14 protein-coding genes are annotated in these 18,770 nt (G+C 68.4%); 4 read left to right on the top strand and 10 right to left on the bottom strand.

Features of this window, described 5'->3' with window-relative positions; all coding sequences use genetic code 11:
• The first annotated feature begins 125 nt into the window (after nucleotides 1-125).
• Nucleotides 126-545: an NINE protein gene (locus QZ749_RS12185; RefSeq protein ID WP_296947030.1), complete on the top strand. Its 420-nt coding sequence runs from the start codon at nucleotides 126-128 to the stop codon at nucleotides 543-545.
• 160 nt (nucleotides 546-705) lie between these two features.
• Here the strand turns inward: QZ749_RS12185 and QZ749_RS12180 are convergent, their stop codons facing one another.
• The 8 genes from QZ749_RS12180 to ugpQ all read right to left on the bottom strand — a co-directional run bounded on the left by QZ749_RS12180 (nucleotide 706) and on the right by ugpQ (nucleotide 10,825).
• Entirely contained in the window at nucleotides 706-2,496 is a 1,791-nt protein-coding gene (locus tag QZ749_RS12180; RefSeq protein ID WP_296947028.1) for an acyl-CoA dehydrogenase, read from the bottom strand.
• 185 nt (nucleotides 2,497-2,681) lie between these two features.
• The gene (locus QZ749_RS12175; RefSeq protein WP_296947026.1) at nucleotides 2,682-3,611 is read right to left on the bottom strand and encodes an electron transfer flavoprotein subunit alpha/FixB family protein; all 930 of its coding nucleotides are present in this window, start codon (nucleotides 3,609-3,611) and stop codon (nucleotides 2,682-2,684) included.
• 10 nt (nucleotides 3,612-3,621) lie between these two features.
• Complete coding sequence (locus tag QZ749_RS12170) at nucleotides 3,622-4,371, bottom strand: electron transfer flavoprotein subunit beta/FixA family protein (protein WP_296947025.1); 750 nt, start codon at nucleotides 4,369-4,371, stop codon at nucleotides 3,622-3,624.
• Between the two features lie 273 nt (nucleotides 4,372-4,644).
• A complete protein-coding gene (locus QZ749_RS12165) occupies nucleotides 4,645-4,872 on the bottom strand; it encodes a sulfurtransferase TusA family protein (protein WP_296947178.1) in 228 nt (75 codons plus the stop codon).
• A gap of 411 nt (nucleotides 4,873-5,283) precedes the next feature.
• The gene (alaS, locus tag QZ749_RS12160) at nucleotides 5,284-7,893 is read right to left on the bottom strand and encodes an alanine--tRNA ligase (RefSeq protein WP_296947023.1); all 2,610 of its coding nucleotides are present in this window, start codon (nucleotides 7,891-7,893) and stop codon (nucleotides 5,284-5,286) included.
• Between the two features lie 129 nt (nucleotides 7,894-8,022).
• Nucleotides 8,023-8,253 carry a hypothetical protein gene (locus tag QZ749_RS12155; RefSeq protein WP_296947021.1) on the bottom strand — a complete coding sequence of 77 codons (231 nt, stop codon included), beginning with the start codon at nucleotides 8,251-8,253 and terminating at the stop codon, nucleotides 8,023-8,025.
• 75 nt (nucleotides 8,254-8,328) lie between these two features.
• On the bottom strand, nucleotides 8,329-9,984 hold the full coding sequence (locus tag QZ749_RS12150; protein WP_296947018.1) for a flagellinolysin: 1,656 nt from the start codon (nucleotides 9,982-9,984) through the stop codon (nucleotides 8,329-8,331).
• Nucleotides 9,985-10,057: 73 nt separating this feature from the next.
• Nucleotides 10,058-10,825: a glycerophosphodiester phosphodiesterase gene (gene ugpQ, locus QZ749_RS12145; protein ID WP_296947017.1), complete on the bottom strand. Its 768-nt coding sequence runs from the start codon at nucleotides 10,823-10,825 to the stop codon at nucleotides 10,058-10,060.
• A gap of 724 nt (nucleotides 10,826-11,549) precedes the next feature.
• Between ugpQ and QZ749_RS12140 the strand changes: the two genes are divergently transcribed.
• Complete coding sequence (locus tag QZ749_RS12140; protein ID WP_296947175.1) at nucleotides 11,550-11,987, top strand: DUF3597 domain-containing protein; 438 nt, start codon at nucleotides 11,550-11,552, stop codon at nucleotides 11,985-11,987.
• A gap of 56 nt (nucleotides 11,988-12,043) precedes the next feature.
• Here the strand turns inward: QZ749_RS12140 and QZ749_RS12135 are convergent, their stop codons facing one another.
• Nucleotides 12,044-13,093, bottom strand: coding sequence for a serine endopeptidase (locus QZ749_RS12135; RefSeq protein WP_296947016.1), 1,050 nt, complete (start codon nucleotides 13,091-13,093; stop codon nucleotides 12,044-12,046).
• A 133-nt stretch (nucleotides 13,094-13,226) separates the two neighbouring features.
• The gene (gene trpS / locus QZ749_RS12130; protein ID WP_296947015.1) at nucleotides 13,227-14,249 is read right to left on the bottom strand and encodes a tryptophan--tRNA ligase; all 1,023 of its coding nucleotides are present in this window, start codon (nucleotides 14,247-14,249) and stop codon (nucleotides 13,227-13,229) included.
• Between the two features lie 296 nt (nucleotides 14,250-14,545).
• Between trpS and QZ749_RS12125 the strand changes: the two genes are divergently transcribed.
• Together QZ749_RS12125 and QZ749_RS12120 are read left to right on the top strand one after the other, a co-directional pair.
• Nucleotides 14,546-16,867 (top strand): family 1 glycosylhydrolase, encoded by a 2,322-nt coding sequence (locus tag QZ749_RS12125; protein ID WP_296947013.1) that lies wholly within the window; start codon nucleotides 14,546-14,548, stop codon nucleotides 16,865-16,867.
• Nucleotides 16,868-16,997: 130 nt separating this feature from the next.
• On the top strand, nucleotides 16,998-18,767 hold the full coding sequence (locus tag QZ749_RS12120; RefSeq protein ID WP_296947011.1) for a cation:proton antiporter: 1,770 nt from the start codon (nucleotides 16,998-17,000) through the stop codon (nucleotides 18,765-18,767).
• The last annotated feature ends 3 nt before the right edge of the window (nucleotides 18,768-18,770 follow it).

Here is an 18,770-nt window from a genome sequence, read left to right as displayed (position 1 = left end):
ACCGATTCCGTGTCAAAACGCTACCTGCATCGCCGCCCCTGCCCGCTGCAGGCGCGAAATCACGTGCCGGCGAGCGCGTTTTGCCGGATACTCGTGGCTTTCCTTTCAACAAGACGAAGCCACGCATGCCGACTCCGCAGCACAAGAACAAGACGCTCGCCACCGCCCTCGCCCTGCTGCTGGGCGGCCTGGGCGTCCACCGCTTCTACCTGAGGGGCGGCGTCGACCGGCTCGGCCTGCTGCACGTGTGCAGCCTGCCCATCGCCGGCCTCGTCTACGGCGCGGGACGCGCGCCGAACCCGTTCTGGGTGCTGCTGCCGCTGATCGTGTCGTGGCTGGTCGGCTTCCTGGAGGCGCTGGTCATCGGCCTCACGCCGGACGAGAAGTGGGATGCGCGGCACAACGCGGCGTCCGGACGGACGTCGCGCTCGCACTGGGTGCTGGCCGTGCTGCTGGTGCTGACCATGCTGGTCGGCACCACCGGGCTGATCGCGACGCTGTCGCGCCTGTTCGACCTGCTGTATACGGGCGGGGCTTACGGTTGAGCCGTCGTGCGGGCAGGGTGCGCACGGGGTGCGCACCCTACGGCTGAACCCCGTCGCCCCGGCGCAGGCCGGGGCCCAATTTGCACGCGCTTCGGCGGCGCCGGCAAAATTGGATCCCGGCCAAGGCGGCCGGCGAGGTCCGGGACGACGTTGCGGTGACTCAGAACTGCTCGACGTCCAGCGCCAGCACGCCGGCGCTGCCGTCCACGATCGCATGGCGCATGCCGTCCGCCTGGGCCAGGAGGTGGTCGGCGAAGAAGCGCGCGGTGGCGACCTTGGCGCGGTAGAACGCCGAGTCGCCGTCGCCCGCCTCCAGCTTGCGCTGCGCGACGATGGCCGCGCGCGCCATCTGCCAGCCGCCCAGCACGATGCCGGCCAGCTTCAGGTACGTGACGCTGCCGGCGAACACGGCACGCACGTCGGTCCTGGCATTGGCGACGACGAAGTCGACCACGGCTTCCAGCGCGTCGGCCCCGCGCGCCAGCTGCGCGCGGATCGCCGCCGCATCCGCGCCCGGGACGTCGCCCAGCTCGGCCGCCGTCGCGCGCACCTGCGCGAGGATCGATTTCGCCACGGCGCCGCCGTCGCGCACCGTCTTGCGGCCGACCAGGTCGTTGGCCTGGATCGCCGTCGTGCCTTCGTAGATCGTCAGGATCTTGGCGTCGCGATAGTGCTGGGCCGCGCCGGTTTCCTCGATGAAGCCCATGCCGCCGTGCACCTGCACGCCGTCGCGGGCGACGTTCTCGGCCATTTCCGTCGACCAGCCCTTGATGACCGGCACCAGGTATTCGTAGACGGCCAGGCTGGACTTGCGCTCGGCCTCGTCCGGATGGTGGTGCGCCAGGTCGGACAGGGCCGCGCCGACGTAGGCCAGCGCACGCGCGCCCTCGGTCTGCGCGCGCATCGACATCAGCATGCGGCGCACGTCCGGGTGGTGGATGATCGCCACGGGGCCGCTGGAACCCTCGACGGCGCGCGACTGCACGCGCTCCTTGGCGAACGCCACCGCCTGCTGGTAGGCGCGCTCGGCCAGGCCCACGCCCTGCATGCCGACGCCGAAGCGGGCCGCGTTCATCATGATGAACATGTACTCGAGGCCGCGGTTTTCCTCGCCCACCAGCGTGCCGATGGCGCCGCCGTGGTCGCCGAACTGCAGCACCGCGGTCGGGCTGGCCTTGATGCCCAGCTTGTGCTCGATCGACACGCAGTGCACGTCGTTGCGCGCGCCCAGCGAACCGTCGTCATCGACCAGGAATTTCGGCACGATGAACAGCGAAATCCCCTTCACGCCCGGGGGCGCGTCCGGCGTGCGCGCCAGCACCAGGTGGATGATGTTCTCGGCCATGTCGTGCTCGCCGTAGGTGATGAAGATCTTGGTGCCGAACACCTTGTAGGTGCCGTCGCCCTGCGGCACGGCGCGGGTGCGCACGGCGGCCAGGTCGGAGCCGGCCTGCGGCTCGGTCAGGTTCATCGTGCCGGTCCACCGGCCCGCCAGCAGCGGGCCGATGTAGCGCGCCTTCTGCGCCTCGGTACCGGCCGTCAGCAGCGCCTCGACGGCGCCGTCGGTCAGCAGGGCGACCAGCGCGAACGCCAGGTTGGCGCCGTGCAGCATCTCGATGCACGGCGTCGCGACCAGCTTCGGCAGGCCCTGGCCGCCGTACTCGGCCGGATGCTGCACGCCCTGCCAGCCGGCGTCGGCGAAGGCGCGGAAGGCTTCCTTGAAGCCCTTCGACGTGGTGACCTCGCCGTCGTGCCAGAAGCTCGGCTCCTTGTCGGCCGGGTGGTTCAGCGGGGCGACGACTTCGCCGCAGAATTTCGCATTTTCTTCCAGCACCGCCTGGGCGGTGTCCGGGGTCGCGTCCTCGCAGCCGGGCAGTTGGTGGATCGCGGACAGGTTGGCCAGTTCGTTCAGGACGAACAGCATGTCTTTCAGGGGCGCGTTGTAGCTCACCTTGGTCTCCTACTTCTTATATCGTGAAAATAAAAAACGTCATTCCCGCGCATGCGGGAATCCATGCAGAGTGCGCGTGACGACAGCGTGTGCGGCTCCCGTTGACTCAGTATGGATTCCCGCTTGCGCGGGAATGACGTTGTTCGTGCAGGTGGACATTCGAACCATCCACCTTCGGCAATCCTTTAGCCCAGTTCCTTGACCAGCGCCGGCACGACCTCGAACAGGTCGCCGACGATGCCGTAGTCGGCCACCGAGAAGATCGGCGCTTCCGGATCCTTGTTGATGGCGACGATGGTCTTGGAATCCTTCATGCCGGCCAGGTGCTGGATCGCGCCCGAGATGCCGACGGCGATGTACAGCTGCGGCGCGACGATCTTGCCGGTCTGGCCCACCTGCCAGTCGTTCGGCACGTAGCCGGCGTCCACGGCGGCGCGCGAGGCGCCCATGGCGGCGCCCAGCTTGTCGGCCAGCGGCTCCAGGATCTTGAAGTTGTCGCCCGAGCCCATGCCGCGGCCGCCGGAGACGACGATCTTGGCGCCGGTCAGTTCCGGACGGTCCGACTTGGCCAGTTCGCGGCCCACGAAGCGCGACTGGCCCGAATCGGCCACGGCGGCGACGGTCTCGACGGCGGCCGCGCCACCCTCGGCGGCGGCGTCGAAGCCGGTGCCGCGCACGGTGATGACCTTGACGCTGTCGGTCGACTGCACGGTGGCGATGGCGTTGCCGGCGTAGATCGGACGCTCGAAGGTGTCCGGGGAATCGACCTTGGTGATTTCCGAGATCTGGGCGACGTCCAGCTTGGCGGCCACGCGCGGCAGCACGTTCTTGCCGAAGGCCGAAGCCGGGGCCAGGATGTGGGAATAGCTGCCGGCGAGCGCCAGGACCTGCGCCGCGACGTTCTCGGCCAGGCCGTCGGCCAGGTGCGGCGCGTCGGCGACCAGCACCTTGGCGACGCCGGCGACCTTGGCGGCCTGCTCGGCCACGGCGGCGCAGCCGGAACCGGCGACCAGCACGTGGACGTCGCCGCCGCACTGGGCGGCGGCGGTGACGGTGTTCAGGGTGACGCCTTTCAGCGTGGCGTTGTCGTGTTCAGCAATGACGAGTGCGACCATGATGTTCCTTTCAGATGACTTTTGCTTCGGTGCGCAGTTTCTGCACCAGGGTCGCCACGTCGGGCACCTTGACGCCGGCCGAGCGCTTGGCCGGCTCGGCCACTTTCAGGGTCTTCAGGCGCGGCGCGACGTCCACGCCCAGGTCTTCCGGCTTGACGTTTTCCAGCGGCTTCTTCTTCGCCTTCATGATGTTCGGCAGCGTCACGTAGCGCGGCTCGTTCAGGCGCAGGTCGGTGGTGACGATCGCGGGCAGCGTCAGCGCCACGGTTTCCAGGCCGCCATCCACTTCGCGGGTCACGGTGACCTTGCCGTCTTCCAGCACGACCTTCGAGGCGAAGGTCGCCTGCGGCCAGCCCAGCAGCGCGGCCAGCATCTGGCCGGTCTGGTTCGAATCGTCGTCGATCGCCTGCTTGCCCAGGATGATCAGTTGCGGCTGTTCCTTGCCGGCCAGCGCCTTGAGCACCTTGGCAACGCCCAGCGGCTCGATCTCGGCGCCGGTCTCGACCAGCACGCCGCGGTCGGCGCCGATCGCCATCGCGGTGCGCAGGGTTTCCTGGGCCTGGGCCACGCCGCAGGTCACGGCGACGATCTCGGTGACCTTGCCGGCTTCCTTCAGGCGCGTGGCTTCTTCCACGGCGATCTCGTCGAACGGGTTCATCGACATTTTGACGTTGGCGATATCGACGCCGCTGCCATCGGACTTGACGCGGACCTTGACGTTGTAGTCGACCACGCGCTTGACGGGTACCAGGACTTTCATAGTGTGCCTTTATGTGGATAGGGGCTAAAAATGATCCGAATTATAAGAGCAAATTCCGTTCAGGACAGAATTAAAGCACGATCGTGCGTTTTCTGCGTAGAGTATAAGCCCTAATCGTACCCGGCGGGTACAAATTCAGTGGCTCAGGTGACGCGTGGGAAAGGACAGCGGGAGCGGGGCGCCGGGGGCAGCCCCGTCCGGGGCGCTACGAAGGTCGTAGGGAAGGGAGTTTCCGCTGGTCTGCGGCTTGTCGTTGCGGCTTGTCGTTGCGGCTTACTTGCGGCGCAGCCAGAAGGTGAATTCGCCGTTGACGTGGGTGTGGGCCAGCAGCGCGTTGCCGGTCTGCTTGGCGAACGCCTGGAAGTCGCGCACGGAACCGGTGTCGGTCGCGACGATGCGCAGCACTTCGCCCGTGGCCAGTTCGGCCAGCGCTTTCTTGGCTTTGAGGATCGGCAGTGGACAGTTCAAGCCACGTGCATCGAGGTCCTTCTGGACCTCGATGGTGCCGGTGTCGATTATGGTTTCGGTCATCGATTGCCTGCTGGTTGGGGGCATACGCCCAAATACTACTCCAATTACAGGATTATGACGCGCCGCACCAAATATTGGTACCCATGTTGCGATGTAACAACGTCAATCATTGACAACAGGAACGGCGGCCGATGCGGAGGGATGTAGGGTGGTCGGCTCCGCCGACCACGCGTCCAAGCAGTGTGTGCGTCCATGCGAAAGCCGATTGAACGCGTGGACGGGTGGTCGGCTCCGCCGACCACGCGTCCAGGCAGTGTGTGCGTCCATGCGAAAGCCGATTGAACCCGTGGACGGGTGGTCGGCTCCGCCGATTACCCGTCCAAGCAGTGTGTGCGTCCATGCGAAAGCCGATTGAACGCGTGGACGGCAAAGCCGTCCACCCTACGCGCGTTCGCCTACCCAGCCGGCCACGCCGGCCAGCGCCTGCGGCAGGCCGGACGGGTCGGTACCGCCGGCCTGCGCCATGTCCGGACGGCCGCCGCCCTTGCCGCCCACCTGCTGGGCGACGAAGTTGACCAGCTCGCCGGCCTTGACCTTGCTCGTGGCGTCCTTGGTGACACCGGCGATCAGGCTGACCTTGCCCTCCAGCACCGACGCCAGCACGATGGCGGCGGTCCCGAGCTTGTCCTTCAGCTTGTCCATGGTCTCGCGCAGCGTGGCCACGTCGGCGCCTTCCATCGTCGCGGCCAGCACCTTGATGCCGTTGACGTCGATGGCCTTCGTGACCATCTCGTCGCCCTGCCCCGCGGCCAGCTTCGATTTCAGCGCGGCGATTTCCTTCTCCAGCGACTTGACCTGGTCCTGCACCTGGGCGATGCGCGACGGCAGCTCGTCCGGGCTGGTCTTGAGGGCGCCGGCGGCTTCGACCAGCTTGCGGTTGATCGACTGCACCAGCGCCAGCGCGCCCTCGCCCGTCACGGCCTCGACGCGGCGGATGCCGGCGGCGACGCCCGATTCCGAGACGATCTTGAACAGGCCGATGTCGCCAGTGCGGGTGACGTGCACGCCGCCGCACAGTTCCTTCGACGAGCCGATGTCCAGCACGCGCACGGTGTCGCCGTACTTCTCGCCGAACAGGGCCATCGCGCCGTGCTTGATGGCGTCGTCCATCGACATGTGCTGGGCCTGCGTCGCGTGGTTTTCCAGGATCTCGCGGTTGACGATGGCTTCCACCTGGGCGATCTGCTCCGCCGTCATCGGGGCGTTGTGCGAGAAGTCGAAGCGGGTCTTGTCCGGATCGACCAGCGAGCCCTTCTGTTGCACGTGACTGCCCAGCACTTCGCGCAGGGCCTTGTGCATCAGGTGGGTGGCCGAGTGGTTGCGGATGGTGCGCGCGCGCTTGGCTTCGTCGACCTGCGCGTCGACCGTATCGCCCACTTTCAGCGAGCCCGACTGCAGCACGCCGTGGTGGCCGAACACCTCGGCCTGGATCTTCAACGTGTCCTCGACCTCGAACACACCGTTGGCGGTGTTGATCACGCCCTTGTCGCCGACCTGGCCGCCCGACTCCGCGTAGAACGGGGTGGTGTCCAGCACGACGATGCCGTCCTGGCCGGCCTTGAGTTCCGGCACCGACACGCCGCCGGTGTACAGCGCCAGCACGTGGGTGTTGTGCACCAGCGAATCGTAGCCGACGAACTTGGTCTTCTCGCCCGCGTACTCGACGTTGGCGGCCATCTTGAACTTGCCGGCGGCGCGCGCCGTCTTCTTCTGCTGCTCCATGGCGGCGTCGAAGCCGGCCTCGTCCAGCGTGACGCCGCGCTCGCGGCAGATGTCGGCGGTGAGGTCGAGCGGAAAGCCGTAGGTATCGTACAGCGTGAAGGCGGTGGCGCCGTCCAGGTTCTTCGGATCCTTGGCCAGCTGCGCTTCCAGGATCTTCATGCCGTTTTCCAGCGTCTCGCCGAAGCGCTCTTCCTCGGCCTTGAGCGTCTGCATCACGCGCTCTTTGGCGTCGTGCAGTTCCGGATAGGCGCTGCCCATCTCGACGTCCAGGTCTTCCACCAGCTTGTAGAAGAAGGGCTTGGTCTGGCCCAGCTTGTGGCCGTGGCGCAGCGCGCGGCGGATGATGCGGCGCAGGACGTAGCCGTGGCCTTCGCTGCTCGGGATGATGCCGTCGACGATCAGGAAGCTGGCGGCGCGGATGTGGTCGGCGATGACCTTCAGCGAGTTGTTGCCCAGGTCGGTCGCGCCGGTTTCGCGGGCGGCGGCCTTGATCAGGTTCTGGAACAGGTCGATTTCATAGTTGCTGTGCACGTGCTGCAGCACGGCGGCCAGGCGCTCCAGGCCCATGCCGGTGTCGATCGACGGCTTCGGCAGCGGGGTCAGGACGCCCTGTTCGTCGCGGTTGAACTGCATGAACACGAGGTTCCAGATCTCGATGAAGCGGTCGCCGTCTTCTTCCGGCGAACCCGGGGGGCCGCCCCAGATGTCCGCGCCGTGGTCGTAGAAGATCTCGGTGCACGGGCCGCACGGGCCGGTGTCGGCCATCTGCCAGAAGTTGTCCGACGCGTAGCGGGCGCCCTTGTTGTCGCCGATGCGGATGATGCGTTCGGTCGGCACGCCGATCTCGTTCGCCCAGATGGCGTAGGCCTCGTCGTCCTCGAAGTAGACGGTGATCGTCAGCTTCTCGGCGGGCAGGTCGTAGACCTTGGTCAGCAGTTCCCAGGCGAAGTGGATGGCATCGCGCTTGAAGTAGTCGCCGAAGCTGAAGTTGCCCAGCATTTCGAAGAAGGTGTGGTGGCGCGCGGTGTAGCCGACGTTTTCCAGGTCATTGTGCTTGCCGCCGGCGCGCACGCAGCGCTGCACGGTGGTGGCGCGCTTGTACGGACGCGTGTCCAGGCCCAGGAACACGTCCTTGAACTGCACCATCCCGCTATTGGTCAGCAGCATCGTCGGGTCGTTGCCCGGCACGAGGGGGCTGGAGCGGACGATCGTGTGACCTTTGGATTCAAAGAACTTGAGGAACTTCTCGCGAATTTCGGAGGATTTCATGTCGTAAGGGCGAATGAGGGCAGCGTACTGTATAAAGAAATCGATTATAGCGTAGCTGCACCCAGGAATAGGAATACGACGGAATCCTGTGTTGCGCAAATAGCAAGGCCGTGCGCGCGGCCGGGGGAATCAGCGCAGCAACGCCAGCACGTTCGCCGGCAGGCCCCCGCCCGACTGCGTCATGACCGACGCCGCCGCCTGCTGCAGCAACTGGAGGCGCGCAGCGGCGCGCCCGGCGCCCTGCTCGTCCCGTGCCGGCAGGCGCGGGCCGGCCACCAGCCTGGCGATCAGCCGCGCGGCTTCCTGCGCGGAAGCGGCGGATTCGTGGTGCAGGTCGAGCGGCAGGGAGTCGTTGTTCATCGCTTGGGACAGGATAAAAAGGTTTCCCTTTCTTAACGACACCCGTCCGGCATTCTTGAGGGCGGGCGCGACAAATCAGGTTTTCAACAGCGCCAGCACCGCGCGCGGCGCGCCATTGGCCTGGGTCAGGATGGCCGATGCCGCCTGCTGCAGGATCTGCGCCCGCGTCAGCTTGACCGTCGTGCTGGCGTAGTCGACGTCCTGGATGCGGTCGCGCGCCGCCGCCAGGTTCACCGACATCGTCCCGGCATTGGCCGACGCCATGTCGAGCCGGTTGCTCGACGCGCCCGCCGCCACCCGCTGGCGGTCGACGAAATCGATCGCCTCGTCGATGCGCGACACGGCCACGGCGGTATTGCCCATGTCCAGGTCGGCCAGGCCCAGCGCCGACGCGTTCATGGCCGAGAACTGCAGCTCGATCAGGTCGGCGGCATCCGCGCCGGCCTGTACCTGGACGCGCCTGGTGTTGGTATGGCCGCCGTTTTCCGGCATCGTCACGTCGAAATTGCGCAGCGGCTTGTCGCGCGACGTCATCGCCGCGTCCTGCACCACGTCGCGCGCCGAGCGCACCGGACCGGCATCGGCATCGAGGCCGCCGATGGCCCCGGTGTCGGCATTCTGCAGGTTCATCCTGGTGGCGATGTAGTGCGCGCCGTTGGCCTCGAAGTCGGCCTCGAAGGCGCCCACGTCCGCGTACCTGCCCTTGCTGACGACGTTCAGCGCCGTGCTCAGGTCGGCCTCCATGTGCCCGCTCATGTACTGCATCACGCCCTTGATGCCGCCGTCCACGCCGAGGGCCTTGAGCTGGTCGTGCAGGTAGCGGCTGGCCGCATAGCCGCCCGAATACTTGTACGCATCCCGGAAGCCAGCCACCACGTTGGCCGCGCCGCCGGCCGCGGCGATGTCGCCGGCCAGGCGCTCGTCGGCGCCCTGGATCAGCTCGGCGGTACCCTCGGCGAACCAGTCGGCGCCGTCGAAGTCGAAGCTGGTGCTGCTCAGCATGACGGCATGCACCATCTCGTGCGCGATCACGCGGTCGCTGTACTGCGGCGCCTTGCCGCCGTCGGCGGTGGCGGCGCTGCCGAAGTCGGCCATGTCGATGTTCAGCGCCATCCCGGTGCGGTTGCCCGACACCGACGCCAGCACGCCGCCGGCGCCGTCCGAGTCCAGCAGGTTGACCGTCAGCTTCGCGCCCTTGCCCTCGATGCCGTAGTACTGCCGCACCAGGTCTTCGGAGGCACCCAGCCAGCCGGTCCTGAGGCCGTCGAGCACATTGCGCACCTGGCCGTCGCCGCCGATGCTGGTGGTTTCCTGGGCAAACACGGCCTGGCCGTTGAACTCGGTCTCGCGCCCCACCTGGGTGATCTGCTGCAGGATCTGGTTGGCTTCGCGCTGCAGCGTGTCGCGGTCGCCGTCCCCATAACTGCCGTTGCCGGAAGCGACCGCCAGTTCGCGCAGCCGCTGCAGGCTGTCCGTGACGTTGCTCATCGCCCCCTCGGCCACCTGCAGCATCGACGTGGCGTCGTTGATGTTGCGCATGGCTTCGCTCATGCCCTTCAGGCCGGAAGCCATGCGCGCGGCCAGCGCCTGGCCGGCCGGGTCATCGGCGGCGGCGCCGATGCGCGTGCCCGACGCCAGCCGCGCGACCAGCGTGTTGGCGTCGCTCACATGCTCGGCATACCGGTGCTGCGCCTGCAGCGACAGGGAATCGTTACGGATCGACAGGGACATGCTGCCTTGGGACGGGATAACGGTAATCTGTCCTTAACGACAACCGGTCGGGTTTCTTGATAGTCAATACCGTTTATTGTTGCCCCTGGCCGGCGAAATCCGGCCCGATCAGGTCGATGCGGTCGGTGCAGAAACCGTCCACGCCCCAGCCCAGCAGCGTGCGGGCGCGCGCCGGATCGTTGACGGTGTAGCAGAACAGGCCGAAGCCGGCCGCCTTGACGGCCGCCGCCGACGCCGCATCGAGGGCGTGGTGGTCGACGTGCAGCGCCGCCACGTCCAGCGCGCGCGCCCGCGCTTCCCAGTCGGGCGGCAGCGCGTCCACCAGCAGCGCGCGCGGCACGGCGGGCGCCGCGGCGCGCGCCGAGCGCAGCGCGTCCTCGCTGAACGAGGACAGCAGCGGCACGCGCGCCACCGCCCCCGCCGCCAGCTCGGGGACGAACAGCGCCGCGACCATGCGCGCCACCGTGCGGCCGGTGGCGGCGTCGTGGCCGGGCGCCGGCTTGATCTCGACGTTCATCCAGACGCCGTGCGCCTTGCAGGCCCGCGCGAAGTCGCCGAACGACGGCACCGGTTCGCCCGCGAAGGCCGGGCCGAACCAGGCACCCGCGTCCATGCGCGCCAGCGCGTGCGCATCGTGGTCGGCCACGCGACCGGTCCCGGCCACGGTGCGGCCGAAGTCCGGATCGTGCATCAGGACGGGGACGCCGTCGCGCGCCAGCATGACGTCGAATTCGACGGCGCGGAAACCCGCCGCCATGCCGCACCGCAGGGCGGCGAGCGTGTTTTCCGGCGCCAGCGTGCCGCCGCCGCGGTGCGCCAGGACGCGGGGATAGGGCCACATATCGTCTCCTCGACAGCGATGTCCTGGACGAGCAGCTTACGCGGCGCTATCCGGAATGTCCATCCGGCAAGCCCGGCATGCCCGCTGGGTTCGTCAGCGAACGGAATGGGCCGCGCGCCTGTCCTATGCTCCACCTTCGGTTTCATCATGGGAGAACGAGATGGGTTTTGATTTGGGAAACCTGCTGCAGCAATACCTCGGCGCCAACGCGAACAGCCACGCGAACCAGGCCGAGAACGATTTCGACCGGGTGGCGCAGAATTCGCCGCTCGATGCGCTGGCCCACGGCGTGACGCAGGCGCTGCGCTCCGACCAGACGCCGCCGTTTCCGCAAATGATCGGCCAGTTGTTCGGCAACAGCAATCCGGAACAGCGTGCCGGTATGCTGAACCAGCTGCTGTCCGGCCTGGCGCCCGGCGCGCTCGCGTCGATCGCCGGCGGCGCCCTGTCCAGGCTGACCGGCGGCGGCCAGCCGCAGGTCACGCCGGACCAGGCCGCGCAACTGTCGCCGCAGCAGGTGCAGGAGATCGCGGCCCAGGCCGAGCAGCAGAATCCGGGCATCGTCGACCGCATGGGCGCCTTCTACGCGGCCCATCCGACCTTGATCAAGACGGTCGGCGGCGCCGCGCTGGCGGTCGCGCTGGGCTATATGGCCCAGGGCCTGCAGAAGCGCAACGACAACCAAGGCAACAACGCACAACCCGCAACTGACAAAGGAGGAAACATGGGCATCCTGGGCGACATCTTCCACAAGATCTTCCCTTCGAAACATCCGGCCAACGCGCCAGCCAATGCGCCGGCCGCGGCGCCGGCCCCGGCGCCGGCGGCAGGCGCGGCACCCGCCGCCCCGAGCACGCCGCAAGCCGTGCCGGCGCCCGCCCCGGCCCCGGCATCCGCGGTGCCGCAAGTCGACGTGGAGCAGGTCCTGGCCACCATGCAGCAGCAGTCGGGCCAGCAGCTGAACTGGCGCACGTCGATCGTCGACCTGCTCAAGCTGCTGGGCCTGGACAGCAGCCTGCAGGCGCGCAAGGCGCTGGCGGCCGAGCTGCACTACACGGGCGATACCAACGATTCGGCTTCGATGAACATCTGGCTGCACCGCCAGGTCATGAACAAGCTGGCGGCCAATGGCGGCAAGGTCCCGGCGGACCTGAAGGATTGATGTAGTCCGCGTGCCGTCGACGTCGTCCCGGCGCCCCAGCGCCCGGACGACGTCGTTCAATCGGCCAGGCTGGCATTCGCCGCCGCCCCGCACGAGAAGCAGTAGCGCATGAACGCGTTCTTGCGCGTCCTGCACGCCCCGCACCGGTCGAACAGGCCGATCCCGCAATGCGGGCAACTGTTCAGGGTCTTGTCCCTGAAATTCGTGGTCCGTTCGCACGACGGGCACAGGCCCTTGCCGATGCGCTCCAGCGCCACGTCGTAGCGCATCGCGGTACGGCGCTCCTCTTCCGGCAGGGCTTCGGACGCCTTCTGCCGTTCCAGCCAGGCATGCAGCCAGCGGATCGCATACCGTCCCACCACCACGGTGACGACGATGCCCACGCCATAGCGCACGTAGCCGCCATAGCTCGGCAGGTAGGGCACCAGCTCGACGAAGAACGCGAACAGCGCGAAGAAGATGAAACCCCAGGCGAACGGCCAGTAGGTGCCATTGCGCTTGTGCTTGAACAGCCAGCCGGCGACCAGCAGCAGCGGCAAGGTCAGGCCGAGGCGCCACAGGAACACCTTGCGCTCTGCGCGTTCGGCGGCGCGGGCGGCTTCGTGCTGCGCCGGCTCCAGCAGCGCTTCATAGGCCGCGACGGCGCGGTCCTCGGCCTGGTCGGCGTCGAGCGCGGCCTGCTGCTGCGCCTCGACCGCCGCGAGCGCCTCGCGTTCCGCCGCCACCAGGCCGTCGAGCTGGCGCGTGCGTCCGATCAGTTCGCTGTCCTGGTCCGGCCGCGCGGTGGTGTGGCGGGTCGCCAGCCAGTTGTCGAATGCCGCGCGCGCGCTGCGCGTGCTGGCCTTGGCGACCTCGTGCTTCTGCTCGGCCTGCGCCAGCACCCGGTTCGCCTCGCGGTGCGCGCTCCTGGCGCGGACGATCTCGTCCTGGATGGGCCTGGCCTTGGCGGGGTCGACCAGTTGCTCCGCGTCGGGCCGGGGCGCGACATACATCATGTTGTCGACGATCTGGCCGCCGAGGCCGATCAGGAAGGCCGCGAACACGACGGCGACGAGCCACAGGGCACGCCGCATCCATTGTTCGGTCAATCGCAAACCCTTGTTCATTCGAATGGCTCCCGCGGATGGAAAACCGCAGATTGCCACCAAACAAATCGCCGGGATAGCGTGCAGCGCAAGGTTCCCGCCTTGCGCTACCGCAGGTGCCGGATCGCGCTACCCGGCCGGGATACGCGGCGGATCAGAAGTACGACAGGCCGAGCGCCTTGCGCACCTCGTCCATCGTCTGCGCCGCCACTTCGCGCGCCTTGAACGTGCCTTCCTTCAGGATGCGCAGCACTTCGCCCTTGTCCTTGGCCAGCTCCTCGCGGCGCTCGCGGATCGGGCCGATCAGCTCCTGCAGGATGCCTTCCAGGCGCTTCTTGACGACGGAGTCGCCCAGGCCGCCGCGCTGGTAGTGCGCCTTCATCTCGGCGAGCGCCGCCTTGTCGGTGTCGAAGGCGTCCAGGTAGGTGAAGGCGACGTTGCCCTCGATGTGCCCCGGGTCCGATACCTTCAGGTGCAGCGGGTCGGTATAGACCTGCTTGACGGCGGCGCGGATCTCGTCGGCGGAGGCGCCCAGGTTGATGGTATTGCCCAGCGACTTGCTCATCTTGGCCTTGCCGTCGATGCCCGGCAGGCGGCCGACTTCCGGCACGATCGCCTTGCACTCGACCAGGATGTCGCGGCCGGCGTCGCGGTTGAAGCGGCGCACGATCTCGTTGCACTGCTCGATCATCGGGATCTGGTCCTCGCCCACCGGGACGATCGACGCCTTGAACGCCGTGATGTCGGCGGCCTGGCTGGCCGGATAGACCAGGAAGCCGGCCGGGATGTCGCGCTCGAAGCCGCGCAGGACGATCTCCTGCTTGACGGTCGGGTTGCGCTCCAGGCGCGAGACGGTCACCAGGTTCAGGTAATAAAACGTCAGCTCGGCCAGTTCCGGGATCTGCGACTGGATCAGGATGGTCGACTTGGCCGGATCGATCCCGACGGCAAGGTAATCGAGCGCCACCTCGACCACGTTCCGGTGTACCTTACCGATGTCATCCATGTTGTCGGTGAGCGCCTGGGCGTCCGCGAGCATGATGTACTGACGGTACTGGTCCTGGTACGTCACGCGATTGCGCAGGCTGCCGACGAAGTGGCCGAGGTGCAGCGGACCCGTGGGACGATCGCCGGTGAGGATGACGGACGCTTGCGCGTTGGAAGATTGCTGGTTCATCGAGTGTCCTTGTTCGGTGTTCAAGCCTCGATCCCGCTGCGTCCAGAAAAAACGCCGCCTGAATCGAGGCGGCGTTCATGTGAGATGCACATCCCTACCCTGGCCGCGCGCTGTCAGCGGCGCCACCAGGCAAGTACGGATTGTGGATACGAAAAATTCATGGCCTGCATGGTTGCAGGTTGACGCAAGGCTGTCAACCGCCTTCGTGCCGGCCCCCTTCCCCGCATCGCATTTTTTTACCGATCGGGACGGTGGTGGATTTTTTGTTGCAACAAAATTAATACATTTGGTGAAATATGACAAACACGAAGAGCACGAACAGCCACGCCCGTCCCCTGGAACTCTGGGGCGGCCTCGAATGCACCGTCAACCGCGTCGGCGACGACTACTTCCACCAGCTCGACCGCAACGGCCACGCCGCGCGCCCGGACGACATCGCCCGCTTCGCCGCCACCGGCATCCGCGCGATCCGCTACCCGGTGCTGTGGGAGCGCACGGCGCCCGACGGCATCGACAAGGCCGACTGGTCCTGGCCGGACGAGCGCCTGGAAGCGCTGCGCGCGCACGGGGTCACGCCGATCGCCGGCCTGATCCACCACGGCAGCGGTCCGCGCCACACGAGCCTGGTCGATCCGGCCTTCGCCGGACAACTGGCCGAGTACGCCGGCGCCGTGGCCGCGCGCTATCCGTGGCTGACGTACTACACCCCCGTCAACGAACCGTGCACGACGGCGCGCTTCGCCGGCCTGTACGGCGTCTGGTACCCGCACGGCACCGACGACCGCACCTTCGTCCGGGCGCTGCTGAACCAGTGCCGCGCGGTGGTGCTGTGCATGCGTGCGATCCGCGCCGTCAATCCGGATGCCAAACTGGTCCAGACCGACGACCTCGGCAAGACCTATGGCACGCCCGAGATGGCCAAGGTGGCCGAGTTCTACAACGAGCGCCGCTGGCTCGCCTGGGACCTGCTGTGCGGCATGGTCGACGAGCGGCACGCGCTGTGGGACTACCTGCTGGCCACCGGCATCGACGCCGCCGAATTCCTGTGGTTCAAGGACAATCCCTGCCCGCCCGACGTCATCGGCGTCAACTACTACGTCACCAGCGAGCGCTGGCTCGACCACCGCCCCGAGCGCTATCCGCCGCACCACCGCGGCGTCGCCGACGGCATCCCCTGCGCCGACATCGAAGCCTCGCGCGCGCTGGCCACGCCGACCGCCGGCATCGGCCCGCTGCTGATGGAGACCTGGGAACGCTATCGCATCCCGCTGGCCATCACCGAGGCCCACATCGACGCCAACCGCGAAGACCAGTTGCGCTGGCTGCTCGAGATCTGGGACGCGGCCGAGCAGGCGCGCGCCAACGGCGCCGACCTGCGCGCCGTCACCGTGTGGTCGCTGCTCGGCTCCTTCGACTGGAACAGCCTGGTGACGCAGAACCGCGGCTACTACGAGCCGGGGCCGTTCGACGTGCGCGCGCCGCAGCCGCGTCCCACCGCGCTGGCGCGCATGATGCGCGAACTGGCGTCGGGCGCGCCGCTGTCGCACCCGGTGCTGCGCGGCCAGGGCTGGTGGCGCCGTCCGGGCCGCTTCCTGTGCCCGCCGGTCGCCACGCCGGACGCGATCACGTCGATCTCGGCCGACGGCCACGCGCTGGTCGGCAACGATGCGCGCCCGATCCTGATCACCGGCGCCAGCGGCACGCTGGGCCGCGCGTTCGCGCGCATCTGCAAGAAGCGCAACCTCGCGTTCCGGCTGCTGTCGCGGCATGACATGGACATCGGCGACCCGGCCAGCGTCGAACGCGCGCTGGCGCGGCACCGTCCCTGGGCGGTGGTCAACACGGCCGGCTACGTGCGCGTGGACGAGGCCGAGGACGACGTCGCGCGCTGCATGCGCGAGAACGCCGACGGCGCCGCGATCCTGGCCGCCGCCTGCGCGCGCCACGGCGTGCACCTGACCACCTTCTCCAGCGACCTGGTGTTCGACGGCGCGCAGGACCGCCCCTACGTCGAGAGCGACGCGCCGGCCCCGCTGAACGCCTACGGCCGCAGCAAGCTGGAAGCCGAGCGGCGCGTGCTGGACGCCCATCCGGGCGCGCTGGTGGTGCGCACCAGCGCCTTCTTCGGCCCCTGGGACCGCCACAACTTCGTGACGCTCGCCCTGGCGGCGCTGGAGCGCGGCGAGCCGTTCCGCGCCGCCGCCGACATGACGGTGTCGCCGACCTACGTGCCGGACCTGGTGCACGCCTGCCTGGACCTGGCGATCGACGCGGAAAGCGGGATCTGGCACCTGGCCAACGCGGGCGCCGTCACCTGGGCCGGCCTGGCCGCGCAGGCCGCGGCGGCGGCGGGCATCGATGCCGCACGCCTGGAGGCGGTGCCGGCGGCCGAACTCGGCATGGCGGCGCCGCGTCCGCGCTACACCGGCATGACGAGCGAGCGCGGCATCCTGCTGCCGCCGCTGGACAACGCCATCGCCCGCTACCTGGAACTGCGCAACGTGCACGATCCGGAGATGGAGGAGCTGATCCGCACGGCCGAGAGCCGCCAGCCGCAGGCCGGCGGGCACCGGCAGATGGAGGAGACGCCGGTGGAGGCGGTGCAGGCGAATTCGTAGGGCGCGCGGCGGCCGTGGTGGGCACCCGTGCCCGCCATGCCCGCCACGATGCTCCCTACCGCGACCATTCCTTTCGGCAACATTTACATCTCATATACAATGGCCTGGTTTGTGTAACGACGAGGCCATCGTGCAAGAGCAACACGCCTTCCCCTTCCTGCGGGAAATCCTCCTCTTCCTCACCCTCTCCGGCATCCTGATCCCCACGCTGCAGCGCCTGCGCATCAACCCGGTGCTCGGCTTCCTCGCGGTCGGCACGCTGCTCGGCCCCTTCGGCCTGGGGCGCCTGGCCGGGGACGTGGCCTGGCTCGGCTGGCTCACCTTCCCCAACAACGAGGACGTGGCGATGCTGGCCGAACTCGGGGTGCTGTTCCTGATGTTCATGATCGGCCTGGAGCTGTCGGCCGCGCGCCTGTGGGCGATGCGGCGCTGGGTGTTCGGCACCGGCGCCGCCCAGGTCGTGCTGTGCGCGGCGCTGCTCGGCGGCGCGGCGGCCCTGCTGCTGGACCTGCCGGCCGACGCCGCCCTCGTGCTGGGCCTGGTGCTGTCGCTGTCGTCCACCGCCGTGGTGATGCAGCTGCTCGGCGAGCGCAACGACACCGGTTCGCGCCTCGGCCAGGCCGTGTTCGCCGTGCTGATGCTGCAGGACCTGGCCGTGGTGCCGATCCTGATCCTGATCGGCGCGCTGGCCGGCGGCGCGGCCGGCACCGGCATGGACATCGCCTGGCAGGTGCTGCTCGCGATGGGCAAGGCCGGCATCGCCATCGCGCTGATCTACCTGGTCGGCGGGCGCGTCGTGCATCCGCTGTTCCGCGCTTTCGCCCGCCACCGCCAGCCGGACGTGTTCATGGCCCTGATCCTGCTGTCCACCTTCGGCATCGCCGGCCTGTGCTGGATGGCCGGCCTGTCGATGGCGCTGGGCGCCCTGATCGCCGGCCTGCTGCTGGCCGAGACCGAGTTCAAGCACGAGGTCGAGCTGATGGTCGAACCCTTCAAGGGCCTGCTCATGGGCCTGTTCTTCATGACCGTGGGGATGGGCATGGACGCGCTGCAGATCGTCCACGCGCCGCTGTGGCTGGCCTGCGCCGTGTTCCTGCTGGTGGCGCTCAAGGGCATCGTGATCGCGCCGCTGCTGCGCCTGGGCGGCCTGCCCTGGGGCCGCGCCGTCGAGGGCGGGCTGCTGCTCGGCCAGGGCGGCGAGTTCGCCTTCATCGTGGTCGGCTACGCGGTGGCCAGCCGCCTGCTGGACGCCGCGCTGGGCGGGCGCGTGATGCTGGCGGTGGGCCTGTCGCTGTTCGTCACGCCGCTGCTGGCCCGGCTCGGGCGCGCCATCGGCGACCGGTGGGAAGACGCCGAACGGCAGCGCGCCGCGGCGCAGGACGACGGCGCCCTGGCGTCGGCGCGCGGCCGCGTGGTCATCGCCGGCTTCGGGCGCGTCGGCCAGCAGCTGGCCAAGCTGCTGAGCGCCCAGAACATCCCCTGGGTCGCCTTCGAGAACGACGCCAAGCTGGTGGCCAGCCTGCGCGGCGCCGGCGCGCCGGTCTTCTTCGGCAACGCCGCCCGTCCGGAACTGCTGCGCCGCGTCGACGCCGGCGAAGCGCCGGCGATCGTGCTCACGATGGACAACCCGGCCGCCGCGCTGCAGGCGGTGCGCGGCATCCGCCGCGAATTCCCGCACGCGCGCCTGTTCGCCCGCTCGCGCGACGAGAAGCACGCGCGCACGCTCAAGCTGGCCGGCGCCAGCGTCGTGGTGCCGGAAACCTTCGAGGCCAGCCTGCAACTGTCGGCCTTCGTGCTGGGCGCGATGGGCATCGACGCGCACCGCGTCGACGCCATCGTCGACAACGAGCGCGGCGTGTTCGCGGCCGCGCTGGACGCGCCCGAGCCGGCGCCGCGCTGAGCG

The sequence above is a fragment of the uncultured Massilia sp. genome, from assembly GCF_913773735.1.
Classification (GTDB): Bacteria; Pseudomonadota; Gammaproteobacteria; order Burkholderiales; family Burkholderiaceae_D; genus Telluria.
The sequence above is the reverse complement of the archived record's forward strand: the minus strand, read 5'-3'. Positions and strand labels throughout refer to the sequence as shown.